Origin of the sequence: Streptomyces fructofermentans, assembly GCF_014651055.1 — a bacterium.
Taxonomy (GTDB): Bacteria; Actinomycetota; Actinomycetes; order Streptomycetales; family Streptomycetaceae; genus Streptomyces; species Streptomyces fructofermentans.
In genome coordinates this window covers 1-23,373 of record NZ_BMWD01000053.1, presented here as the reverse complement: position 1 = coordinate 23,373, position 23,373 = coordinate 1, and the positions used below count along the sequence as shown (strand labels likewise).

The window sequence follows — 23,373 nt, the reverse complement described above, 5'->3', positions numbered from 1 at the left end:
GCATAAACTGCTCGCTGCTTGATCAACTCACGCCGTGTTGCAACGATCCCTCGAATCCACCCGTCCACCGCGACCACGGGCACGCCCTTGCGTTCGGCCTGGTCGAGGCCCGCCGAGATCGCCGCGCTGTCGAGGGGCGCCACGACGAGGCCCTTCACGCCCTGGTTGAGCTGGTTGTTGATGTCGGTGATCTGCTGCGAGGGGTCGCTGTTGGAGTTGACGGTCTTGAGGGCGTCGACGCCCTCCGACTTCGCCATCTTCGGCACGTAGTCGTTGTACGACTGCCAGAACGGCGAGGTCAGCAGCGGCAGGATCACGCCGACCTTCCCGCTGCCGTCGCCCCCGCCGCCGCCGGAGTCGACGGTGTCCTTGGTGCTGCCGCACGCCGTCAGCGCCAGGGCGGCGCAGGCGGCCGCCGCCGCTGTCCGGATCGCCCGTGTCGTGGTGCGCCCGTTCCGGTTCCGCACAGTTCTGCCGGCCATCATTCGGCTCCTCATTGAGCGTGATCGAGCAGGTGCCAGGAATATTTATCAGACCACTTCGACCAATGGACACCCCCAGGACCAGACTTTTCGACGTTTCGACTCGTAGTGGTCCGACCACCCGAGTGGTTAGACTGCGGCGCACCGGCGACAGGAGGATGCGGCGTGGACGAGAGCCCGGCCGAGGGGACGGCCCCGCAGAAGGGCACCGTGACGCAGCGCGCCATCGAGCAGATCAAGGCGATGATCGGCGAGGGTCGCCTGGAACCAGGAGAACGGCTGCCGACCGAGCGCGACCTCGCGGCCCGGCTCGGCATCTCGCGCAGCTCCATGCGCGAGGCGATCCGCGCGCTCACGGTCCTCGGCGTCCTGGAGGCCCGGCACGGGTCCGGTATCTACGTGACGCAGCTGGAGGCGGGCGACCTGCTGGAGACCTTCGGCGTGGTCGCCGACCTCTCCCGCGGGCCGGGCCTGGTCGAACTGCTCGAAGTGCGCCGCGTCCTGGAGTCGACCGCCACGGCACTGGCGGCGGCGCGCATCACGCCCGACCAACTCGCCGAGGTGGAGAAGCACTTGACGGCGATGGAGGCGACGGACGACCCGGAGGAGATCCTCTCCCACGACCTGGCCTTCCACCGCGCCATCGCGGCCGCGGCGGGCAACGACACCATGGCCGCCATCCTGGAGGGCCTGTCCTCGCGCACCTTCCGGGCCCGGGTCTGGCGCGGCTACCAGGAGGAGGGCGCCTTCGAACGCACCCGGCGGGAGCACGCGGCGATCCACCGCGCGCTGGTGGCCCACGACCCGGAGGCGGCGCGCGCCGCGGCCGCCTCCCACGTGGGCGAGGTGGAGCAGTGGCTGCGGACCCAGCTGCGCTCCTGAGAACGGCAGCCGGGTCCGCCCGGCACCACGGGCCGACCGTCAGGCCCGCTTGAGCCGCAGTGTCACCAGTTCGAACGGCCGCAGCCGCAGGGTGATCCGGTCGCCGTCCCGCTCGGGTGCCACGGCCTCGTCGAGAGGACGCTCCAGCAGGTCCGCCACCGTGACCTCCGCGACCGCGAACCCGGCGGCGAGCGTGGCCCGACTGCGCCCGCCGCGGGACTCGTGGAAGCGCACCACCACGTCGCCGCTGCCGTCGTCGGCCAGCTTCACGGCGGTGACGACCACCGCGTCCTGCGCGACGGACACCAGCGGCGCGACCTCGGCGGCCCCGCCGGCGACCTTCCGCTGCGGCAGGTTGATCCGCCAGCCCTCGCGCACCGCGTCGCCGATCGCGGCGCCGGGCACCAGCGCGTGCCGGAAGCGGTGGACTCCCTGGTCGGTCTCGGGGTCGGGGAAGCGCGGGGCCCGCAGCAGGGAGGCGCGGACCGTGGTCGTCGTACCGCCGTCGGAGCGCACGGTGCGGGTCACGTCGTGGCCGTACGTCGAGTCGTTGACGACGGCGACACCCCAGCCGGGCTCCTCCAGGTGGACGAACCGGTGGTTGCACGCCTCGAACTTGGCCGCCTCCCACGACGTGTTGGTGTGCGTCGGCCGGAAGACGTGCCCGAACTGGGTCTCGGACGCATACCGTTCCGCGTGCACATCCAGCGGGAACGCCAGTTTCAGGAACTTCTCCGTCTCGTGCCAGTCGACCTCGGTGTCGATGTCGAGCCGCCACTCCCCGGGGGCCAGGGACAGCACCTGGGTCACCCGGGACTCCCCGAAGGTCCGCACGACGCGTACCGACACGCCGTCCTCGCCGGGCGTGACCTCGTCGGCCTCGTCGAGGTCGGTGACGGTGTTCCGGTAGAACTCGTCGACGTCCCAGGCGTCCCACATGTTCGGCAGGTCCGGGTGCAGTTGGAGCAGGTTGGCGGCCCGGCCGGGCGCGACGGTCTCGCGGTCGGCGGCCAGGTCGAAGGCCGAGACCACCAGCCCGCGGGCGTCGATCCCGATCCGCAGCCGCCCGTTGTCCAGGACGAATCCGCCCTCCGGGCGCGGCACCAGCGTGCACTCGCCCCCGACGGCCGGGGTCCGCGCGCCGCCCGCCGGCACGCCGTCGCGCACGTGCGGCGCCGAGTTGAAGACGAGGGCGTTGGCGCCCTCCCCGGCCAGCGCGCGCTGAGCCGCGTCGATGACCCCGTTCAGCTCCTCCGCGACGGCCCGGTACGTGTCGCGGGCCTCGCGGTGCACCCAGGCGATGGACGAGCCGGGCAGGATGTCGTGGAACTGGTGGAGCAGGACCGTCTTCCAGATGCGGTCCAACTCCTCGTACGGGTAGCTGAATCCGGTGCGCACGGCCGCGGTCGCCGCCCACAGTTCGGCGTCGTGCAGCAGATGCTCGCTGCGCCGGTTGCCCTGCTTGGTCCCGGCCTGGCTGGTCAGCGTGGCCCGGTGCAGCTCCAGGTACAGCTCGCCCACCCACACGGGCGCCTCGGGGTACTCCGCCTCCGCCTTCCGGAAGAACTCGCGCGGAGTCTCCCAGGCCACCGTCGCCGAGCCCTCGAGGTCGCGCAGCCGTGCCGCCCTGGCGACCATCTCGCGCGTCGTGCCACCGCCCCCGTCCCCCCAGCCGGTCGGGGCGAGCGAGTGCCGGGCCGCCCCCTTGTCCTTGAAGTTCCTTGCCGCGTGGGCGATCTCGCTGCCCTTCATCGAGCAGTTGTAGGTGTCCACGGGCGGGAAGTGCGTGAAGATCCGGGTGCCGTCGATGCCCTCCCACCGGAAGGTGTGGTGCGGGAACCTGTTGGTCCTGGACCACGAGATCTTCTGGGTCAGCAGCCACTTGGAGCCCGCCGCCTTGATGATCTGCGGCAGTCCGGCGGCGAAGCCGAAGGTGTCCGGCAGCCACGCCTCCTCGTTGTCGACGCCGAACTCGTCGATGAAGAACCGCTTCCCGTGCACGAACTGACGGGCCATCGCCTCCGAGCCCGGCATGTTGGTGTCGGACTCCACCCACATGCCGCCGGCCGGCACGAACCGCCCGTCGGCCACGGCCTTCTTCACCCGGGCCCACACCTCGGGCCGGTGCTCCTTCACCCAGGCCCACTGCTGGGCCTGGGACATGGCGAACACGAAGTCCGGCTCGTCCTCCAGGAGGGCGGTCATGTTGGACGTCGTGCGCGCGACCTTGCGTACCGTCTCGCGCAGCGGCCACAGCCACGCGGAGTCGATGTGCGCGTGGCCGACGGCGCTGATCCGGTGGGCGGAGGGGGCGGCGGGGGACGACAGCACGTCCTCCAGCCGGGCGCGGGCCTCCGCGGCGGTGGCACCGACGTCCTGGAGGTCGATCGCGTCCAGGGCCCTGTCCACCGCGCGCAGGATGTCCCAGCGCCGCGCGGACTCCTCGGGCAGCTCGGCCATCAGCTCGCCGAGCACCTCAAGGTCCAGGACCAGTTCCCACACCGTCTCGTCGAACACGGCGAGGTCCATGCGTGCGAGCCGGTACTGCGGTTCGCCGCCCGCCGTCTCCTTGTCGCCCATCCGGGTCGGCCCGAAGGGACGGGGGCCGAAGACGACCGGGTTGGAGGCCGCCTCGATGTGCAGCCCGACCTCCTCACCGCCCTCGACGGGTGCGCCGACGCGCACCCAGTGGTTGCGCGGGTTGAGCCCCTTCACAGGAGTGCCGTCGGGCCGGTACACGAGGCCCTCGCACTGGAAGCCGGGCATGCTCTCGTCGAAGCCCAGGTCGAGGAGCGCCTCGACGGTCCTGCCCGCCCACTCCTCGGGCACCGTCCCGGTGACGCGGAACCAGCTCGTGCCCCAGGGGGCACCCCACTTCTCGCCGACCGACACGGGCCGGGTCTCGGCCGCCAGTCCCTCGGCGACCGGCACCGGCTCGCCCGGCGCGTGCCACACCGCCACTTCCAGCGGTACTGACTCGGGGTACACGGCGGGTCGGATGCGCTCGTCGAGGACTCGTGCGAGGCGGGCTTCGACCAGGCGGCGGTCGTCATGCATGGGGATGCTCCGTAGCTCCGGGTGCGGGTTGTTCCGGTGTGGTGGCGTACGCGGGGTGTCGCGGGTGCCGTCGGGTACCGAGGGGTCGTCGGGACGGGCGGACGTGATCGAGTCGGACAGGGGTCGGGGTCGGGCGGACGGTGGACGGGGTCGGGGTCGGGGTCGGGGTCGGGGTCGGACAGACGGTGGTCTGGGTCGGATTCGGGTTCGGACGGACGGTGGTCGCCAGTCGGGTCGGGTCGGGCGGTAGTCGGGGGCGGACGCCCGGCGCCCCGTGCGACCGGCCACCGTCGACCGGCCACCGTGCGACCGGTCCACCCGGCGGCCGACGGTCACCGCGAGTGGGCCGGTGATCACCGGAAACGGCCGGCGGCCGAGGGTCCGGCGCGGTGTAAAACTCCCCCACGGCACGGAGTTCGAACCGTGCCGCCGCCTCCCCGTCCGCGGGTGCCGGTCCGCCGGCGCGTACACGGGTCACCTCCGTCCGCGGGTCGCCGGACGGCACGCGCATGAGTCCTCCTGCCCGTAGGGTCCGCCCGCACGTAGACGAATCGCACCGGTCCGGGGCACAGTGCTCCTCGTACTCGCCAGTAGTCCCATGCCACGAGGAGTCGCCGTGACCAGTTGGGCCGGTCGTACCGCCGCCGAGATCGCCGCCGCCGTGCGGGAGAAGCGGGTCGGCCCCCGCGAGGTGGTGGCCGCGCACCTGGCGCGGATCGAGCGGCTCGACGCCCGGGTCGGGGCCTTCCGCAAGGTGCGCGCCGCAGCCGCCCTCGCCGAGGCGGACGAGGTCGCGGCCCGGGCCGATCTGGCCGAACTCCCCCTGGCGGGCGTGCCGGTGGCGGTCAAGGACAATCTGGCGGTACGCGGCGAGTCCACCCGCAACGGTTCGGCGGCGACCCCCGACACCCCGGCGGACGAGGACCATGTCACGGTGGCCCGACTGCGCGCGGCGGGCGCGGTCGTGGTGGGCCTGACGAACGTTCCCGAGCTGTGCGTCTTCGGCACCACCGAGGGCGTGCACGGGACGGCCCGCAACCCGTGGGACCCCACGCGCACGGCCGGCGGCTCCTCGGGCGGCAGCGCGGCGGCGGTGGCCGCCGGGATGGTGCCGATCGCGCTGGGCAACGACGGCATGGGCTCCCTGCGCATACCCGCCGCCAACTGCGGTCTGATCGGGCTGAAGCCGGGCTTCGGCACGGTGCCCGCGGACATCGGCCACGGCGACTGGTTCGGGATGTCCGAGAACGGCCCGCTGGCCACGACCGTCGGGGACGCCCGGCTGATGTTCGCGGTGCTGGCCGGCACGGAGGCCGGGGGCGCTCCCGAGCCCGTCACCCGTACGGTCGCCCTCTCCGTGCGCAGCCCGCTGGCCGGGGTGACCATCTCCCGGCCCCACAGGGCCGCCGCCCGGGAGGCGGGCGCGCTGCTGGCGGGCGCGGGGCACCGGGTGCGGCGCGCGGACCCGTCCTATCCGGTGTGGCTGGGCACGACCTCGCTCGCCCACTGGACGGCGGGGACCGCGGTGGACGCCGAGGACCTCGACCCGCGGCGGCTCGCACCCCGGACCCGGGTGCACGCGGCCGTCGGGCGGCGGTTCGTGGAGTCGGTGCGGGGCGGTGCGCGCCGGGCCCAACTGCGCGAGAGGCTCGAACCGTTCTTCGCCGAGCACGATGTGCTGCTGACACCGGCCCTGGCCCGGCGGTCCCCCGCCGCCGCGGAGTGGCACAAGCGGGGCTGGCTGCGGAACGTCCTGGTCAACACCGCCTATTCGCCGATGACTCCGCCGTGGAACCTCACCGGGTGGCCGGCGATGGCGGTGCCGTTCGGCACGCTGCCGTCGGGGGTGCCCGCGGCGGTGCAGCTCGTCGGGCGACCCGGATCGGAGGCCGTACTGCTGGAACTGGCGGGTCAGTTGGAGGAGTTGCGGCCCTGGAACCGCACCGCGCCGCTGGACTGAGACGCGGTCGGGGCGCGCCGCGGGTCGCGGGAAGGGCGCACGGGGGATCGCGGCCCGGCGCGGACGGGCCGGCGGCCGGCGCCGGCCGCTCCCGGTCAGAGCGCCCTGTGCATGATGTGCAGTCCGACCCTGCCGTGGCGCGGGTGCTCGAAGGCGTCCGGCACCGTGCCCAGCACGGTGAAGCCCAGCGAGGTCCAGAGCCGCACGGCGGGGTTGGTCTCCACGACGGCGTTGAACACCATCGCGCGGAAGCCGTCACCCTTCGCCGCGACGAGGACGTGCTCTGCGAGGGCGCGGCCGACGCCCCGGCCGGAGTGGTCCGGATCGACCATGAACGCGGCGTTGGCGACCCCCGCGGCGGGACCGCCGTAGTTGGCGGTGACATAGGCCGAGCCGAGGACGGCTCCGGTGTCGTCCTCGGCCACGTACACGCGCTTGCCCGGTGCCGTCCACAGGACGCGGGCCTCCTCCTCGGAGGCGTCCGGAGCCCAGGCGTAGGTCTCGGCGGCGGCGACGATGCGGTGCCAGAAGGGCCAGATCCGCGGCCAGTCGTCGGCCACGGCTTCTCGGATCAGCATGGACGCGAGTCTGGCACGTCCATGCTGATCGGCGATCGCGGGTGTCCCGCTGTGGACCGGGCGGTCAGTCCACGCTGGGCAGGATGTGGGGCTCCGCGAGGTCGTCCTCGTAGCCCGCCAGGCGGATGGGGGCGGACCTGGCCCACACGTCGAGGCTGCCGAGCTTCTCGGGCCGGCGGCCTGCGCCCTCGGTACCTTCCGGGCGCTGATCGCGATTTGTCGTCTCCGGTGTCACCGCGCACTCCTTATGTGTCGGGTCACCCTCGGGGCATGCAGGCCACTCTGCTACCGGTCGCCAGATGCCCGCTCGGGTCTGAGTAGAGGCAGTTCGGACGCGGTGGCGCCGGTCAACTCGTATGAGAGCAGGCCGTGGTGACCGGCTTGTCCCGGGACGGACCGTGGGTGTGGGTGGGACCCAAATAGTCTGTCCGTCCCGTACAGGGTAACCATATGAGCGGCCGCCTGCTCGATGGGGCTGAAAACAAGGTGTAACCGTCTGAAGTCGATCCCGGTCCACCCGGTCGCCCGTTCCGCGTGTTTGACTCGATTGTCCACAGGCAGGACCCGCCCGTCCGGCCCTGTGTCACCATGATCAACGCCCCACCATTCCACGCGAAGGAGCCCGACATGGCCGCCCAGAAGGTACGCGGTGTCATCGCCCCCGGAAAGAACGAACCGGTGCAGATCCGGACGATTCTGATCCCGGACCCGGGTCCTGGCGAGGCCGTGGTCAAGGTGCAGGCCTGCGGTGTCTGCCACACCGACCTGCACTACAAGCAGGGCGGCATCAGCGACGACTACCCCTTCCTCCTCGGCCACGAGGCCGCGGGCGTCGTGGAGGCGGTCGGCGAGGGCGTGACCGACGTCGCGCCCGGCGACTTCGTCGTGCTCAACTGGCGCGCGGTGTGCGGCCAGTGCCGGGCCTGTCTGCGCGGCCGCCCCTGGTACTGCTTCGACACGCACAACGCGAAGCAGCGGATGACCCTGGAGGACGGCACCGAGCTCTCCCCCGCCCTGGGCATCGGCGCCTTCGCGGAGAAGACGCTGGTCGCGGCCGGCCAGTGCACCAAGGTCGACCCCTCCGTGTCCCCCGCGGTCGCGGGGCTGCTCGGCTGCGGCGTGATGGCGGGCATCGGCGCGGCCATCAACACCGGCGCGGTGGGCCGCGGGGACTCGGTGGCCGTGATCGGCTGCGGCGGCGTGGGCGACGCCGCGATCGCGGGCTCCCGGCTGGCGGGCGCCGCGCGGATCATCGCGGTCGACATCGACGACCGGAAGCTGGAGACCGCCCGCACGATGGGCGCCACGCACACGGTCAACTCCAAGGAGACCGACCCCGTCGAGGCCATCCGCGAGCTGACGGGCGGCTTCGGCGCGGACGTCGTCATCGAGGCGGTGGGCCGCCCCGAGACGTACAAGCAGGCGTTCTACGCCCGGGACCTGGCGGGCACGGTCGTCCTCGTCGGCGTGCCGACCCCGGAGATGAAGCTGGAGCTGCCGCTCCTGGACGTCTTCGGCCGCGGCGGCTCCCTCAAGTCGTCCTGGTACGGGGACTGCCTGCCCTCGCGGGACTTCCCGATGCTGATCGACCTGCACCAGCAGGGCCGCCTCGACCTGGCGGCGTTCGTGACGGAGACCATCGCGCTCGACGCCGTCGAGCAGGCCTTCGACCGGATGCACCAGGGCGACGTCCTGCGCTCGGTGGTGGTCCTCTGATGGCCGCCCGCATCGAGCACCTCGTCACCTCGGGCACGTTCAGCCTCGACGGCGGCACCTGGGACGTCGACAACAACGTGTGGATCGTGGGCGACGACACCGAGGCGGTGGTGATCGACGCCGCGCACGACGCCGACGCCATCGCCGAGGCCCTGGGCGACCGCACCCTGCGGGCCATCGTCTGCACCCACGCGCACAACGACCACATCGACGCGGCGCCCGCCCTCGCGGACCGCACGGGCGCGCCGATCCTGCTCCACCCGGACGACCTCCCGCTGTGGAAGCAGACCCACCCCGACCGCCTGCCCGACGGCGAGCTGTCCGACGGGCAGGGCATCGAGGTGGCGGGCGTGGAGCTGACCGTCCTGCACACCCCGGGCCACGCGCCGGGCGCGGTCTGCCTGCACGCACCCGGGCTGGGCACGGTCTTCACCGGCGACACCCTGTTCCAGGGCGGTCCCGGCGCCACCGGGCGCTCGTTCTCGCACTTCCCGACCATCGTCGAGTCGATCACGACCCGGCTGCTCGCCCTGCCCGCCGAAACGGTCGTACGGACCGGTCACGGCGACTCCACGACGGTCGGCGCCGAGGCACCGCACCTCCAGGAGTGGATCGACCGCGGCCACTGACCCGGCCCGCGGACGCTCCGGGAGCCCGCGCCCGCGCGAGCGGGCCGCCGACCGTACGCAGTTCAGGTCCCGTTGGTCCGGCCGAAAGCCGGCCATGGTCTGCTGACGCCGGACGACGGCCTTTCCCGCCCGCAGGGAGGACTGGCGCATGGAGCCGCGCAGTGTCGAAGAGCTGATGGATCTGCTGCACGCCTGCCGGGGCGCCCGCGGCCCGGCGGGCGTTCCCTCCCCCCGGGCCCGCCCGTGGGAAGGCGGCGGAGAGGACGGGGGCGCCCCGTCCGCCGCGCCGCCCGACCTCCACGAGCACGCGCTGCAGACCGCCGCGCTGCTGCGCCGGAGCCGCCCCGCCGACAAGGAACTCCAGGCGGCGGGCCTGGTGCACGTCATCGGGCGGCTGCTGCGACCGCACGACACGGCGGGACAGGCCGGCCACGCGGCCGACGCGGTACGGCCCCTGCTCGGCGAGCGGGTCGCCCACCTCGTACGCCTCCACCGGGAGGACCCGCCTCGGGAGCCGGTCCCGGAGGACGTCCAAGCCCTGCGCCAGGCGGACGAGAGCGCCAGGACGGCCGGTACGGACGCCGGGGTCCTGGAGGACTGGCGCACGGTCCTGGAACTGCTGGCGGCCAGGCACGCACGGCTCGGAGCCGTCGACCGACACGCCCGCCCCCTGTCGCCTGACGGTCCGTCATGAGACGGTACGCGGATGACGTCTCCGAGCGGACTGCGGGGCCGGGTGGCCATCGTCACCGGCGCCTCGCGGGGCATCGGGCGGGCGGTGGCCGAGGCCCTGGTGGCGGAGGGCGCGCGGGTGTGCGTCACCGCACGGGACGCCGACGGTCTGCGCCGTGCCGCCGCGGAACTGGGCGGGGTGGGACTCGCGGGCACCGTCGCCGACCCGGCGCACCTGCGGGAGCTGACCGCGCTGGCCCTGCGCGAGTTCGGCCGGATCGACGTCGTGGTGAACAACGCGGCGACCAACCAGCCCTACGGCCCGCTGATGGACGCCGACCCGGACCGCTGGCGCGAGGCGTTCACCGTCAACGTCGAGGCACCGCTGCGGCTGGTCCAGTACGCGTGGCACGCCTGGATGGGCGAGCACGGCGGCTCGGTCGTCAACATCTGCACGGAGGGCGCCGGGCACGTCGGCCCGCGCGTGGGGGCGTACGGCACCAGCAAGGCCGCCCTCCTGCACCTCACCCGGCAGCTCGCGGGTGAGCTGGCGCCGCGGGTGCGGGTCAACTCCGTCTCCCCCGGTCTCGTCCGTACGGAAATGGCCCGCTTCGTGTGGGAGCGGGCGGAGGAGGAGACGGCCGCGGGGCTGCCGCTGGGCCGGATCGGCGAGCCCGATGACGTGGCCCGCGCGGTGGTGTGGCTGACGTCCGACGCGGCCCGGTGGATCACGGGCGCCGACCTGCTGGTGGACGGCGGCACCCGGGTACGACCCGCGTACGCCTCCGGGACGGACCCGGTGCACGCGGCTCTGCGCTCGGCCGCCCCGCCGGACTCCCCACAGGCCGCACAGGCCCCGTGAGCCGCTCGGGCCGAGGGCGCGTACCGGCGCTCGCAGCGGGGCACGTCACCGACGGGCGGGCCGCATCCCTCCGGCCCCGGCACCCGGCGCCCGCGCGACGGCGGACCGCCGGGTCCGGACCGGCGCCGGTGTCCGGAGCCGGGAGACCCGGGTCCGGACCGGTACCGCTACCACTTGCCGGGCGCGTAGTCCTTCATGAAGACGCCGAACAGGTCCTCGCCCTGCTCGCCCCGGACGATCGGGTCGTACACGCGGGCCGCCCCGTCGATCAGGTCGAGCGGCGCGTGGAAGCCCGCGTCGGCGAGGCGCATCTTGTCCGGGTGGGGCCGCTCGTCGGTGATCCAGCCGGTGTCCACCGCGGTCATCAGGATGCGGTCCTTCTCGAACATCTCCTGGGCGCTGGTGCGCGTGAGCATGTTCAGCGCGGCCTTGGCCATGTTGGTGTGCGGGTGGCCCGCGCCCTTGTAGCCGCGGCTGAAGACGCCCTCCATCGCGGAGACGTTCACGATGTACGTGCGCCGGGCGTCCGCCGCCGACATCGCCGCGCGCAGGCGGCTGATGAGGATGAACGGCGCGGTCGAGTTGCAGAGCTGGACCTCCAGCAGCTCGACGGGCGTGACCTCCTCGACGGCCTGGATCCAGCTGTTGGTGTCGTGCAGGTCGGGCACCAGGCCACCCGCGTCGATGGCGGTACCCGCCGCGATCCGTTCGAGCGAGGCGGAGCCGGAGACCAGCGCCAGATCGGTGACGTCCTGCGCGCTGAGCGCGCCGCCCCCGGCCACCGGCAGCGCGGCGACCGCGCCGGAACCGAACGTGCCGATCACCTCGGCGGGCGGCAGCTCACCGGCGGGCAGCGGCCCCGACTCGGCGGAGACCAGTTCGCTGTAGGCCTGCGGGGAGCGGCGTACGGTCTGGGCCGCGTTGTTGATCAGGATGTCGAGCGGACCGGCGGCGGCGACCGAGTCGGCGAGCGCGACGACCTGGGCGGGGTCGCGCAGGTCGATGCCGACGATCTTCAGCCGGCCGATCCACTCGTCGCTGTCGGGCATGGCCTTGAAGCGGCGGATCGCGTCGTTCGGGAAGCGCGTGGTGATCGTGGTGTGCGCGCCGTCGCGCAGCAGCCGCAGCGCGATGTACATGCCGATCTTGGCGCGGCCGCCGGTGAGCAGCGCGCGCTTGCCGGTGAGGTCGGTGCGCGCGTCGCGGCGGCTCCGGTTCTCGGCCGCGCACTCCTGGCAGAGCTGGTGGTAGAAGTAGTCGACCTCGACGTAGCGGGTCTTGCAGATGTAGCAGGAGCGCGGCCGCCGGAGTATCCCCGCGATCTCGCCGGCGTCGGTGACGGACGACGGGAGGATGCCCTCGGTCTCGTCGTCGATGCGCTGGGCGGAGCCGGTGGCCGTGGCCTCGGTGACCGCCTTGTCGTGCGCGGTCTTGGCGGCCCGGCGCTCCTGGCGGCGGCGCTGCTTGACCGTGCGGTAGACGCCCGCGGTGGCCCGCCGTACGGCGATGGCGTCGGGGTGGTCGACCTCGAGCTTGTCGAGCTCCTCGAGCACACCGAGGCAGACGGCCAGTCGCTCCGGGTCGATACCGGGGCCCCAGGCCAGCTCGGGGGTGTCCATGGCGCCGGACCGGTTGTCGTCTGTCACCGTCATCGCCGCTGTGTTCCTCGCGTGGGTCGTACCGCGCGCCTCGGGCGACCGCGGAAGCCGTCAAAAGGCGGCATCCTACACGTTCCTCATGGGATCCCACCAGGTCGGGAGCATACTGACGCCTTCCGCGACGGCCAAATGGCGGTGTACGGGTCCTGCGGAGCCCTGGCCTCAGCCGGGTGGAGCCCCTGCCGTGTCCGCCCCGCCACCGCCGTGCGCCGGGGCGCTCCTGCCCGCGCCGGGCGCGCGGGCAGGAGCGCCCTGTCCTCGGGGGCCGGGGCGGACACGGGTCGGCCCCCGCTCCGGGAGGAGCGGGGGCCGGTCTCGATACTCGGGGCGAGGTCGTGAGGCCTGCGGGCCGGGGTCCGGCGAGGACCCGAAGCCGGCGGGCCCGGGGTTCAGGCCTCGGCCGCCTCCACCAGCGCCACGACCTCCTCGCGCAGGGCACGGGCCAGCGCTTCGAGGTCCGGGACCGCCTCCGCGTCCGCGACGAGCCCGTAGTGCACGCGTCCGCGGAACGTGGCGACGGCGACCGCCAGTGCCTGCCCGCGGGCCAACGGGGCGAGCGGGTAGACCTCGGTGAGCGGGCAGCCGCCGAGCTTCATGCCGAGGCTGGGCAGCGGGACGCTGGTGACCAGGATGTCGAACAGCAGCCTGGCCGCCTGCCCGACGACCGGTCCGCTGAGCCGGTGCCCGAGCGCGGGGACGTGGTCGGCCAGCAGCGCGACGGCACCGGCGCCCCGGTGCGGGCCCGCGTCCTTGTTGCGGTCCATGGCCGTGCGGACCGCCGCGAGCCGCCCGAGCGGGTCGGGGTCGTCGACCGGAAGCCGTATCAAGTACCCGGAGAGCCGGTTGCCCTGTGGGTGCGCGGTGCGCGGCCGGCGCCGGGAGACCGGGATCAGCGCGCGCGGCGACACTCCGGCGCTGCCGTCGCCGCGTTCGTCGAGCCAGCGCCGCAGGGCGCCCGCGACGACGGCGATCAGGACGTCGTTCACGGTGCCGCCGACGCTCTTGCGGACCTTGTGCACCTCGTCGAGGTCGACGACCACTCCGGCGATGCGGCGGGTGCCGGTCGGCTCCGAGACCAGGGCCGCGGACGACTTCACCCCCCAGGTGGCGCGGGCCACGGAGGCGCCGATGTCGAGGGCCCGGCCCATGTCGGCGAGCGTGCCGCGGACCCGGTCCGGCAGGGTGCGCACGTCGGGTACGAGGCTGCGCGCGGGCCGTTCGGGCCGCGGGCGGGGCGCCGGCAGGTCCATCGGGTCGAGGACGGCTGCCGCGAGGGTCAGGGCACGCAGCCCGTCGGCGAGGGCGTGGTGGAACTTGAAGAGCACCGCGAAGGCCCTGCCGTCCGCCCCGGGCAGCACGTGCGCCTCCCACGGCGGCCGGCCGCGCTCCAGCGGGCGCTCCATGATCGCGCCGGCCGCCGCGTGGAAGTCCTCGGCCGGGGCGTGCAGCCGCACATGGTCGGAGGGGTCGAAGTCCGGGACGGCCTCGCGGGCCGCGCCGCCGAAGGCGAGGGGGCGCAGGACGTCGAGAGCCAGGGGCCGGGTCAGGTCGAACGGCTGCCAGACGTCGCGGATCCGCATGCGCAGTCCGGGCACGCCCGCCGCGCGGGCCGCCAGCAGCTCGGCGGCGTGCGCGGCGGCTGTGGGCGAGTCCGCCGTGAAGACGCCGAGGGCCCCGAGGTGCATCGGGTGCTCGGCCGACTCGATGTTCCAGAACGCCAGGTCGAGTGGCGCGAGAAGGTCGGAGGTCAAGGGCTTGGCTCTCGCGTGGACGACGGGTGGACAAGCAGTCAAACCCGGCCAGGCGATTACGGTCAAGTACGATCAAGCTACACACAGTTAACAGCAGATTAAGTCCCGCGCACCGCGCAAGGGGTGGGACCCATGGGGCGTACGAGGTCGGAGGGCGGAGGCCTCGACGGCGGCGCACGGACCCGCGTTCGGGGCCGTACCCCGGTCGGAGGATTCTCTCCCGGGGCGCGGAGGACTCCGCCGCGGCTCGACCCGTCCGGCGGTCGCGGAACACCCCAGGTCACGCCCGGTTCCGTCCGCCGGCGCGGAGCGGGGGCGGCGTCGGGCGCCCGGGGCGCGCGGAACGAAACCCTTGCCGATGTGCCGAACGGGTGGCGCCGGTCGGCGAGTACGCGCCCCTCTCCACCGGGTGAGCGGTCGGCGACCGGGCGCCGGCCCCGAACGCGGGTGCGCCGGAGTCCGACGGGCGCCGTTCGACCCCACGCCGGATCGGCCGCCGGGACGGTGCGTCAGGACTGCCGCAGTGACCGGGTGCCCCGACGTGGCTCACCCCTCGCCGGAACCGCCCGGGGACGCCCCGACCCTGGAGCCGTGCTCCACCGGGGACCTGGACCCGCCCCGGAGCCCGGACTCCGCTCGGGACCCGAACCCGGCACGGGCGAAGGATGCGGCGCGGCCCCGGCAACCGGCCCCGGCGCAGGACCCGACCCGGATGCGGCGCGGAGCCCGGAACCCGCCGCCCGGCGAAGGGCCGCGTGACCGACGCAGCGAGCCCGGGACGGCAGACGGCCGCAGCCCACGAGAGCGGGCCCGGCCCACGACGGCGGCCCGCCCCTCGCCCGGGCCGACCGACCGCCCTCACCGCACCTGCCGCACCCACCGCAGGACGTCAGGACACGTGCTGCCCCTTGCCCAGCCCGATCACGCCGCCCTTGGAAACCGTGTACAACTCCTGGTCGCGCTCCGGATTGACGCCGATCGTCGCACCGGGCGGCACCTGCACGTTCTTGTCGAGGACCGCGCCCCGGACGACCGCGCCCCGGCCTATGTGGACGTTGTCGTGCAGGACCGAGCCCTGGACGACGGCGCCCGGGTCCACGACGACGCCCGGGGAGAGGACCGAGCGCGTGACCTGGCCGCGGATCAGGCAGCCCGCGCTGATGATCGACTCGCTGGCGATCCCGGCGGAGTTGAAGCGCGCGGGCGACAACTGGCCGGAGCTGGTGTAGATGGGCCAGCTCCGGTTGTAGAGGTTGAAGGCCGGCCGCTCGGCGATGAGGTCCATGTGGGCGTCGTAGTACGCGTCGAGCGTGCCGACGTCACGCCAGTACCCCTGGTCGCGGACCGTCTCGCCGGGGATGTGGTTCTGGCTGAAGTCGTACAGCTGCGCCTCGCCGCGGTCGGTGAGCATCGGCAGGATCGAGCCGCCCATGTCGTGCACCGAGTGCTCGTCCTCGGCGTCCCGGTGCAGCGCCTCCACCAGGGCCTTGGTGGTGAAGAGGTAGTTGCCCATGGAGGCGAAGACGCAGCCCGGGTCGTCCGGCAGCCCCGGCGGATCGGCGGGCTTCTCCAGGAAGCTGTCGACGGTCAGCCCGTCGGACCCGGGAGCGATGACCCCGAAGGAGGAGGACTCCGTGCGGGGCACGCGGATGCCCGCGACGGTCACCCCGGCGCCGCTCTCCATGTGCTGGTTCAGCATCTGCCGCGGGTCCATGCGGTAGACGTGGTCTGCGCCGAACACCGCTATGTAGTCCGGCTGTTCGTCGTGCACGAGGTTCAGCGACTGGAGGATCGCGTCGGCGCTGCCGAGGTACCAGCGCGGGCCGAGCCGCTGCTGCGCGGGCACCGGCGTCACGTAGTTGCCGAGGAGGCTGGACATCCGCCAGGTCGTCGTGACGTGCCGGTCGAGCGAATGGGACTTGTACTGAGTGAGCACGCAGATCCGCAGGATGTCCGCGTTGACCAGGTTGGACAGCACGAAATCCACGAGGCGGTACGTGCCGCCGAAGGTCACCGCGGGTTTCGCACGGTCCGCGGTCAGGGGCATCAGCCGCTTGCCCTCACCGCCCGCCAGTACGATTCCCAGCACCGAAGGTCCACCGCGTCGCATGCCGCCGCCCCTCTGCCGCCCGGTTGGGCCGTGTTCCCGAACTACGCCTGCCGGAGAACTACCCTGGATTGAGGGGTACCCCGGTTCCGCGGCTACACCTGTTTGAGAAGTTCCTCGTACAGCCGGACCGTGCGGCGGGCCACGGCGTCCCAGCCGAACTCCCCCACGGCGCGCGCCCGTCCGGCCTCGCCCATGCGCCGGGCGGCCGCCGGATCGGCGAGCAGCGAGTCCAGCGCCAGGGCGAGCCGCGACTCGAACTCGGCGGCGGGCCCCTCCGCGGACACCAGCAGCCCGGTCTCGCCGTCCGCGACCACCTCGGGGATTCCGCCCACGCTCGACGCCACCACGGCCGTGCCGCAGGCCATCGCCTCCAGGTTCACGATGCCGAGCGGCTCGTACACCGAGGGGCAGACGAACACGGCGGCGTGCGTGAGGAGTTGGATGACCTCGGGGCGGGGCAGCATCTGCGGGATCCAGTGCACGCCCTCGCGGACGCCGCTGAGTTCCCGGAACAGGTCGCGGAACTCCTGGTCGATCTCAGGCGTGTCGGGCGCTCCGGCGCAGAGCACGACCTGCGCTGAGGGGTCGATGTCCCTTACGGCGCGCAGCAGATGGGGGACGCCCTTCTGCCGGGTGATGCGTCCGACGAACAGGACGTAGGGGCGCCCGGGGTCGAGCCCGAGGCGGTCGAGGACGTCCGTCGCGGGGTCCGGCACGTAGAGGTCGGTGTCGATGCCGTTGTGCACGACCCGCACCTTCGCCGGGTCCAGGGACGGATAGCAGCCGAGGATGTCCTCGCGCATGGCCGTGGAGACGGCGACCACGGCGTCGGCGGCCTCGACGGCGGTGCGCTCCGCCCAGCTCGACAGGGCGTATCCGCCGCCGAGTTGCTCGGCCTTCCAGGGGCGCAGCGGCTCCAGGGAGTGGGCGGTGACGACGTGCGGAACGCCGTACTGCAGCTTCGCGAGGTGCCCGGCGAGGTTGGCGTACCAGGTGTGCGAGTGGATCAGGTCGCGGCCTTCGAGCGCCGCCGCCATGGACAGGTCCACGGAGAAGGTGCGCAGCGCGTCGTTGGCGCCGTCGAGCGCCGACCAGGGCCGGTGGCGTACGACCCCGCCCGTCGCGCCCTCGCCCCAGCAGTGCACGTCGAGGTCGACGAGCGGTCTCAACTCCCGTGCGAGGAACTCGACATGGACGCCCGCGCCGCCGTACACGTCCGGCGGGTACTCCCGGGTCAGCAGTCCCACTCGCACCCGGAACCCCCTGTCTCAGCGGCTGCTTCCCTCATGGTCACCCAGAAGTGGCGCGCGGGGAAGACCGCGACGGCCGCTCGGGTCCGGCGGAACGGCCACTCAGGTCCGGCGGAACGGCCGCTCGGGTCCGGCCGGGCGGCCGCTCAGGTCCGGCCGGGCGGCCGGTCGAAGCAGCAGTCGCCGCACACGCCGCCGCCCGGGACCCGGTAGTACAGGCAGCAGCTGCGCCGCCGGTACCGCGTCCCGGTCTGGGTTCCGGCGTCCCGCAGGGCGGGATGGCCGAGGAGTTCGGCGGCGAGGACCCGGGCGTGCCGGGCCGTCTCCGCACTGCCCCGTGCGCGGGCCCACCGCTGCAGCTCCCGTGCGGCGCCCGCGAGCGCGGACGCCGCGTTGCCCCACAGCAGGCCCTCGGCGACGGGGTGGCGCGCCCGCAGCGCCGTGGCGAGGGGTGCCAGGTGGCCGTCGACCACCAGCCGTGCGACGGTCGCCGCGTCGCCGGGCAGGGGGCGCACCTCCGACAGCCACAGGTCGTCGGGCGCGCTGCCGTCCGGGTCCCAGCGCAGCAGCCGCGCGTCGAGGTCGGGGACCTGCCCGTAGAGCACGGCCGCGCCGAGGGCCACCGACCACAGTCGGGCCGCGAGCCCCTGCTGGGCCACCGACGCCCCGATCCGCTCCTCGGGCGCGTCGAGGGCCCGTACGACCTTGCGGACACGGAACGTGAGCGGGTCCGTCCCGTCGGCGACGGAGAGTCGCCCGTACGCGTCGGCGAGCGTGGGGCGGGCGGGTCGGCCCGTGCGCAGGGCGAAGAAACCTTCGAGGGAGGCGAGGTGAATGAGATCCGTGTCGAGGTCCACGAGGGGCAAGTAGACCAAACGGGCATAACGGGGTCAGCGGGCGGGTTGTACCCGGTGTCACCCGACCTGGGGAGGAGTGGGCGCAGGACGTACTCCATCGGCAGTAGGACGCAATGACTGCTCAGGTACGACGACACGGGACCTTTCAAGAGGGATCGTATTAACCATGGAAGCCGCCGGTTCGCCGCACCGGACGCTCCGCTCGACGGGGGCCGTCCACGACACACGAGGGAGAGACACATGAGCGCGCTCGTGCTGTCCGTGGTGCTCTCCCTCGTCTCCGCCGTCGCGTACGCGGGCGGGGCCATCGTGCAGGAGCAGGTCGCGGCGAAGTCGCCGGACGGCACCTACGCGCCCCTGCGCCAACCCGCCTGGTGGATCGCCGTGGGCCTGAACGGCGTCGGCGGGCTGCTGCACGTCGTCGCGCTGGCCTTCGGACCCCTCAGCCTGGTCCAGCCGCTCGGCGCGCTGACCATCGTCTTCGCCCTGCCCATGGCCGCCCTGTTCGTGCGCCGCAAGGCCGGGGCGACCGCTTGGCGCGGCGCCATCATGGCCACCGCCGGACTGGCCGTCCTGCTGGCACTGGTCAACGCCACGGACGCGCAGTCGCTGAACGGCACCGAGCGTGTCGTGGTCGCCCTGGTCACCGCCGGCGCGGTGGTGGCCCTGATGACCGCGGCGCGGGCCGTGCACCGGCATCCCGCCGTGCGCAGCGTGCTGCTGGCCGTCGCGGCGGGTGTCGCGTTCGGCATGTCGTCGGTGTTCACCAAGACCGTCGCGGTCGACTGGACCGGCGGCGTCTCGCTCGCGGACGTGCCGAGCCTCGCCGTGATCGGCGTCCTCGCGACCGCCGGAATCCTGCTGTCCCAGGCCTCCTACCGGGGCGCCGGACTCGCCGCCCCGCTGGCCACACTGACCGTGGTGAACCCGATCGTGGCCGCCGCGGTCGGCCTGACCATGTTCGGCGAGACCTTCCGCTACGGCGAGACGGGCACCGCCCTGGCACTCGGCTGCGGTGTCGTCGCAGCGGGTGGCCTGATACTGCTCACCACGGAACGCATCAGCGGCTCGGAGCGTACGGAGCACGACGATGTGTCGGACCTCGCGGACCGCACGGGCCTCGCCGCGGACCGCGCGGAAGCGGCCACCGGCACGGCAAGCTCCGGCGACACGAACGGTCGGGACGGCACGGACCGCGGCGGTGACGCGGTCCCGGCCGGCACCGGGGTGCGCGTCCCGCAACCGGTGGGCGCCTCCGGAGCCGCCCGGACAACAGGCACGGCCGCCGCATCCGGACCGGTGACCGCCGGTTCCGGAGCGGTGGCCGCCGGAACGGGGCCGGTGACCGCCGGTGGCGGGCCTGTCCGGGCGACCGGCGTCGGCCCGCTGCCCGAGCGGACACCCGCTCCGGCGCGGCACGTGGTCCCCGCGGGGGTGCGCGCCTCCCCCTCGCACGAGACGGTGCGCGGACGCGAGGACGCCCTCGCGCCCGCCGGGATGCTCGCCCGGACACACGACGAGGCCGTACCCCCGGGCCGGACGGCCGTCCCCCGGGACGGGACAGCACCTGCCGGGATGCCCTCGGTCGCGCAGGACGAAGCCGTGACGGCGGGAATGGCGGGGGTGCGCTCCGTGGGGCGTCACGAGGTTCCGCAGCCGCCCGCCGACACCGACGGGCAGCCTGCGCGGTCCGGTGACACGCCCGACGACCTGTCCGGGGTGGCGCCCTGGGCGGGAACCGGCGGCTACTACGGGCTGCCCTGCCTGCCCCTGCTGCCCGCCCCGATGGTGCTGCGCTCCCGGGTCAGGTCCTGACCCGGGTCGCGTCCTCCTGCGTCGGAGCCGTCAGAGCCGCACCCCGCCCGCGCGCAGATACGCGATCGGGTCGACGTCGCTGCCGAAACCGGGCCCCGTCCGCACCTCGAAGTGCAGATGCGGGCCCGTGCTGTTGCCCGTGGAGCCGGAACGTCCGATGCGCTGACCGCTCACCACGCTCTGCCCCGCCTTCACGGAGATCGCCGACAGGTGGGCGTACTGGGAGTACCGGCCGTCGGCGTGCCGGACCACGACCTGGTAGCCGAAGGAGCCGCCCCAGCCCGCCGTCACGACGCTGCCGGACGCGACGGACTTGACGGAGGTGCCGGTGGGCACCGGGAAGTCGACGCCCGTGTGGTAGCCCTTCGACCAGGACGAGCCGGTGGCGCGGTACGCGGTCCCGGTGCCGGCGCTCACCGGGGCGGTGAGGGTCTGCGGCGTCGAGTGGGTCCGCTTCCCGGCCTTCTCCCCGGTCTTCTTCTCGGTCTTCGCCTTCTCCTTGGCCTTCTCCTTGGCCTTCTCCTCGGTGCCCTCCGAGGTCTTCGCCCGCTCGGTGGGGGCGGTGCCGGGGGCGGCCTTCGTCCGGAGGTTCAGCCGCTGACCGGGCATGATCAGGTCCGGGTCGGACCCGACGGTCCTGCGGTTGGCGTCGTAGAGCTGCCGCCAGCCGCCCGGTACGTCCTTGGTGCCCGCGATGCCGGAGAGCGTGTCGCCGCGGACGACGGTGTACATCTCGGCCGTCCCCGCCCGGGACTGGGGGGTGGTCTGCGGCTGCACGTCGCGGACCGTGCGCTTGGCCGGCCGCTCCGCGGACCCGCCCGAGGGGTCGATGTCCGGTGTCCCGCCACCGCGCGTGAGTCCCGCCTTGGCGGAGCAGACGGGCCACGCCCGGGGCCCCTGGCCCTTGAGGACCTTCTCCGCCACGGCTATCTGCTGGTCCTTCGTGGCGAGGTCGGCGCGTGCCGCGTAGGCCCGGCCGCCGTAGGCCTCCCAGGTGGACTGGCTGAACTGGAGGCCGCCGTAGTAGCCGTTGCCCGTGTTGATGTCCCAGTTGTTCGTGGACTCGCAGGCGGCCACCTTGTTCCAGGTGTCCACGTCGGCCGCTTCCGCGACGCCGGTGCCGATGAGCGGCATCGCCATTCCGGCGCCCCCCACCGTGACGGTGAGTGAGGCGCGGTTGATCCTGTTCGGCTGATACCGGCGGTGCCGGCCGCGTACGGCCATGGAGGAGCCCCCTCGACAAGCGTCAGGAGCGGCAAAAGTAGACGCGGCTAACAGGCCATGACAAGAGGGCAATCAGCCGCTCTGTCCGGTCAAGTGACCAGGAATGCACCTTTGTTGGTGACGGAGCGTGGCGGCGGCCCGCGTACCCGTCCGGGTGAAGTTCGGTCCGACACTGAGGCGGCGGCGCCTCTGCTGCGTACACACCATCGGCAAGTCAGGACATGCGGTCGACGAACCGGCAAGTCAGGATGGTCAGTGGGGCAAACTGGCGGCCACGACCGGCACTACCGATTCAGGATCTTTAGGAGCCAACCGAATGAGCACTTCAGCCCAGATCGGCGTCACGGGCCTCGCGGTGATGGGGCGCAATCTCGCCCGTAACTTCGCGCGCAACGGATACGCGGTCGCCCTGCACAACCGCACGGCAGCCCGTACGCACGCACTGGTGGAGGAGTTCGGCGGCGAGGGCGACTTCGTCGCGACGGAGACCGCGAAGGAGTTCGTGGCCGCCCTCGAACGGCCGCGCCGACTGGTGATCATGGTCAAGGCCGGCGAGCCGACGGACGCGGTGATCCAGGAGTTCGCCCCGCTCCTGGAGCCCGGTGACATGATCATCGACGGGGGCAACGCCCACTTCGCGGACACCCGGCGCCGGGAGCGCGAACTGCGCGAGCAGGGCATCCACTTCGTCGGCGCGGGCATCTCGGGCGGCGAGGAGGGCGCGCTGCACGGGCCGAGCATCATGCCCGGCGGCCCGGTCGAGTCGTACGACTCGCTCGGTCCGATGCTGGAGAAGATCTCCGCGAAGGCGGAGGACGGGTCGCCCTGCGTCACGCACGTCGGCCCCGACGGCGCCGGCCACTTCGTGAAGATGGTGCACAACGGCATCGAGTACGCCGACATGCAGCTCATCGGTGAGGCGTACCAGCTCCTGCGCGACGTGGCGGGCTACTCCCCCGCCCAGATCGCCGACATCTTCCGCACCTGGAACACCGGGCGGCTCGACTCCTACCTGATCGAGATCACCGCCGAGGTCCTCTCCCACGTGGACGCGGCGACGGGCAAGCCGTTCGTGGACGTCGTCCAGGACCGGGCCGAGCAGAAGGGCACGGGCCGCTGGACCGTGCAGATCGCGCTGGACCTGGGCGTCCCGGTGTCGGGCATCGCCGAGGCGGTCTTCGCCCGGTCCCTGTCGGGCCACACGGAGCTGCGCGAGGCCTCGCGCGGCCTGGCGGGACCGACGGCCTCGGCGCTGTCCGAGTCCGAGGCGGCAGCCTTCGCGGACCAGGTCGAGCAGGCGCTCTACGCGTCGAAGATCGTGTCCTACACGCAGGGCTTCCACGAGATCGCGGCCGGCAGCGCCGAGTACGGCTGGGACATCGACCTGGGCGCGGTCGCCTCGATCTGGCGCGGCGGTTGCATCATCCGGGCGGCCTTCCTGGACCGCATCCGGGCCGCGTACGACGCCCGCGCGGACCTGCCGAGCCTGCTCTCCGACGAGACGTTCGCGCAGGAGATCGGGGCGGCGCAGGACGACTGGCGGGCCGTGCTCGTCGCCGCCGTGCAGCAGGGCGTGCCCACGCCGGGCTTCGCCGCGGCGCTCGCGTACTACGACGCGCTGCGGGCCGAGCGGCTCCCGGCGGCGCTCACGCAGGGGCAGCGCGACTTCTTCGGCGCGCACACCTACCGGCGGACGGACCGGGAGGGCTCGTACCACACGCTGTGGGGCGGGGACCGGTCCGAGGTGACCGGCTGACGCATCCGGGCCGGCCGTCCGGCCGGTCCACGGCGGGCGGCATCCGGGAGGGTGCCGCGTACCGCCCCGTTCACAGTGAGGGCCGGTGGTCCGGTGCGGACGTCCGCACCGGAC

General features: G+C 73.3%; 18 protein-coding genes. 8 read left to right on the top strand and 10 right to left on the bottom strand.

The window, feature by feature from the left end:
• A partial coding sequence (locus IE265_RS37060; RefSeq protein WP_229916952.1) for a substrate-binding domain-containing protein occupies positions 1-482 on the bottom strand: 482 nt, incomplete at its 3' end.
• Positions 483-647: 165 nt separating this feature from the next.
• Here IE265_RS37060 and IE265_RS37055 point away from each other — a divergent pair.
• Positions 648-1,364 carry a FadR/GntR family transcriptional regulator gene (locus IE265_RS37055; protein WP_190040194.1) on the top strand — a complete coding sequence of 239 codons (717 nt, stop codon included), beginning with the start codon at positions 648-650 and terminating at the stop codon, positions 1,362-1,364.
• Positions 1,365-1,403: 39 nt separating this feature from the next.
• Here IE265_RS37055 and IE265_RS37050 read toward each other — a convergent pair whose 3' ends face one another.
• On the bottom strand, positions 1,404-4,421 hold the full coding sequence (locus IE265_RS37050; protein WP_190040193.1) for an alpha-mannosidase: 3,018 nt from the start codon (positions 4,419-4,421) through the stop codon (positions 1,404-1,406).
• 616 nt (positions 4,422-5,037) lie between these two features.
• Between IE265_RS37050 and IE265_RS37045 the strand changes: the two genes are divergently transcribed.
• Positions 5,038-6,381: an amidase gene (locus IE265_RS37045; protein ID WP_190040192.1), complete on the top strand. Its 1,344-nt coding sequence runs from the start codon at positions 5,038-5,040 to the stop codon at positions 6,379-6,381.
• 95 nt (positions 6,382-6,476) lie between these two features.
• Here IE265_RS37045 and IE265_RS37040 read toward each other — a convergent pair whose 3' ends face one another.
• Together IE265_RS37040 and IE265_RS37035 are read right to left on the bottom strand one after the other, a co-directional pair.
• Positions 6,477-6,959: a GNAT family N-acetyltransferase gene (locus IE265_RS37040; protein ID WP_190040191.1), complete on the bottom strand. Its 483-nt coding sequence runs from the start codon at positions 6,957-6,959 to the stop codon at positions 6,477-6,479.
• Positions 6,960-7,023: 64 nt separating this feature from the next.
• Positions 7,024-7,194, bottom strand: a complete 171-nt coding sequence (locus tag IE265_RS37035) for a hypothetical protein (RefSeq protein ID WP_190040190.1) — start codon at positions 7,192-7,194, stop codon at positions 7,024-7,026.
• Between the two features lie 392 nt (positions 7,195-7,586).
• Between IE265_RS37035 and IE265_RS37030 the strand changes: the two genes are divergently transcribed.
• The 4 genes from IE265_RS37030 to IE265_RS37015 all read left to right on the top strand — a co-directional run bounded on the left by IE265_RS37030 (position 7,587) and on the right by IE265_RS37015 (position 10,838).
• The gene (locus IE265_RS37030; protein ID WP_190040189.1) at positions 7,587-8,675 is read left to right on the top strand and encodes an S-(hydroxymethyl)mycothiol dehydrogenase; all 1,089 of its coding nucleotides are present in this window, start codon (positions 7,587-7,589) and stop codon (positions 8,673-8,675) included.
• Complete coding sequence (locus tag IE265_RS37025) at positions 8,675-9,304, top strand: MBL fold metallo-hydrolase (RefSeq protein ID WP_190040188.1); 630 nt, start codon at positions 8,675-8,677, stop codon at positions 9,302-9,304. Before IE265_RS37030 ends, IE265_RS37025 begins: the two co-directional genes overlap by 1 nt.
• 148 nt (positions 9,305-9,452) lie before the next feature.
• Positions 9,453-9,998, top strand: a complete 546-nt coding sequence (locus IE265_RS37020) for an HD domain-containing protein (protein WP_190040187.1) — start codon at positions 9,453-9,455, stop codon at positions 9,996-9,998.
• A 12-nt stretch (positions 9,999-10,010) separates the two neighbouring features.
• Positions 10,011-10,838, top strand: coding sequence for an SDR family oxidoreductase (locus IE265_RS37015; RefSeq protein ID WP_190040186.1), 828 nt, complete (start codon positions 10,011-10,013; stop codon positions 10,836-10,838).
• Between the two features lie 167 nt (positions 10,839-11,005).
• Here IE265_RS37015 and IE265_RS37010 read toward each other — a convergent pair whose 3' ends face one another.
• From IE265_RS37010 to IE265_RS36990, 5 genes are all read right to left on the bottom strand, one after another.
• Positions 11,006-12,490, bottom strand: a complete 1,485-nt coding sequence (locus IE265_RS37010; RefSeq protein ID WP_190040185.1) for an SDR family NAD(P)-dependent oxidoreductase — start codon at positions 12,488-12,490, stop codon at positions 11,006-11,008.
• 395 nt (positions 12,491-12,885) lie between these two features.
• Positions 12,886-14,247, bottom strand: a complete 1,362-nt coding sequence (locus IE265_RS37005; RefSeq protein WP_190040184.1) for a wax ester/triacylglycerol synthase family O-acyltransferase — start codon at positions 14,245-14,247, stop codon at positions 12,886-12,888.
• A gap of 889 nt (positions 14,248-15,136) precedes the next feature.
• A complete protein-coding gene (gene glgC, locus IE265_RS37000) occupies positions 15,137-16,357 on the bottom strand; it encodes a glucose-1-phosphate adenylyltransferase (protein ID WP_190040183.1) in 1,221 nt (406 codons plus the stop codon).
• A 92-nt stretch (positions 16,358-16,449) separates the two neighbouring features.
• Positions 16,450-17,610 (bottom strand): glycogen synthase, encoded by a 1,161-nt coding sequence (glgA, locus tag IE265_RS36995; RefSeq protein WP_190040182.1) that lies wholly within the window; start codon positions 17,608-17,610, stop codon positions 16,450-16,452.
• Positions 17,611-17,753: 143 nt separating this feature from the next.
• Positions 17,754-18,482, bottom strand: coding sequence for a (2Fe-2S)-binding protein (locus IE265_RS36990; RefSeq protein ID WP_190040181.1), 729 nt, complete (start codon positions 18,480-18,482; stop codon positions 17,754-17,756).
• A 222-nt stretch (positions 18,483-18,704) separates the two neighbouring features.
• On the opposite strand from IE265_RS36990, the gene IE265_RS38895 reads away from it, so the two are divergent.
• Positions 18,705-20,279 (top strand): DMT family transporter, encoded by a 1,575-nt coding sequence (locus IE265_RS38895; protein ID WP_229916951.1) that lies wholly within the window; start codon positions 18,705-18,707, stop codon positions 20,277-20,279.
• A gap of 30 nt (positions 20,280-20,309) precedes the next feature.
• Here the strand turns inward: IE265_RS38895 and IE265_RS36980 are convergent, their stop codons facing one another.
• Complete coding sequence (locus IE265_RS36980; protein ID WP_190040180.1) at positions 20,310-21,503, bottom strand: transglycosylase family protein; 1,194 nt, start codon at positions 21,501-21,503, stop codon at positions 20,310-20,312.
• 316 nt (positions 21,504-21,819) lie between these two features.
• On the opposite strand from IE265_RS36980, the gene gnd reads away from it, so the two are divergent.
• Positions 21,820-23,259, top strand: coding sequence for an NADP-dependent phosphogluconate dehydrogenase (gnd, locus tag IE265_RS36975; RefSeq protein ID WP_190040179.1), 1,440 nt, complete (start codon positions 21,820-21,822; stop codon positions 23,257-23,259).
• Positions 23,260-23,373 lie beyond the last annotated feature (114 nt).

Bases quoted from the DNA above. Each gene is read 5' to 3' on its own strand.
- IE265_RS37050 (WP_190040193.1), bottom strand. From the start codon at position 4,421: ATGCATGACGACCGCCGCCTGGTCGAAGCCCGCCTCGCACGAGTCCTC.
- IE265_RS37040 (WP_190040191.1), bottom strand. From the start codon at position 6,959: ATGCTGATCCGAGAAGCCGTGGCCGACGACTGGCCGCGGATCTGGCCC.
- IE265_RS37030 (WP_190040189.1), top strand. From the start codon at position 7,587: ATGGCCGCCCAGAAGGTACGCGGTGTCATCGCCCCCGGAAAGAACGAA.
- IE265_RS37025 (WP_190040188.1), top strand. From the start codon at position 8,675: ATGGCCGCCCGCATCGAGCACCTCGTCACCTCGGGCACGTTCAGCCTC.
- IE265_RS37020 (WP_190040187.1), top strand. From the start codon at position 9,453: ATGGAGCCGCGCAGTGTCGAAGAGCTGATGGATCTGCTGCACGCCTGC.
- IE265_RS37015 (WP_190040186.1), top strand. From the start codon at position 10,011: ATGACGTCTCCGAGCGGACTGCGGGGCCGGGTGGCCATCGTCACCGGC.
- IE265_RS37010 (WP_190040185.1), bottom strand. From the start codon at position 12,490: ATGACGGTGACAGACGACAACCGGTCCGGCGCCATGGACACCCCCGAG.
- glgC (WP_190040183.1), bottom strand. From the start codon at position 16,357: ATGCGACGCGGTGGACCTTCGGTGCTGGGAATCGTACTGGCGGGCGGT.
- IE265_RS38895 (WP_229916951.1), top strand. From the start codon at position 18,705: ATGAGCGCGCTCGTGCTGTCCGTGGTGCTCTCCCTCGTCTCCGCCGTC.
- IE265_RS36980 (WP_190040180.1), bottom strand. From the start codon at position 21,503: ATGGCCGTACGCGGCCGGCACCGCCGGTATCAGCCGAACAGGATCAAC.
- gnd (WP_190040179.1), top strand. From the start codon at position 21,820: ATGAGCACTTCAGCCCAGATCGGCGTCACGGGCCTCGCGGTGATGGGG.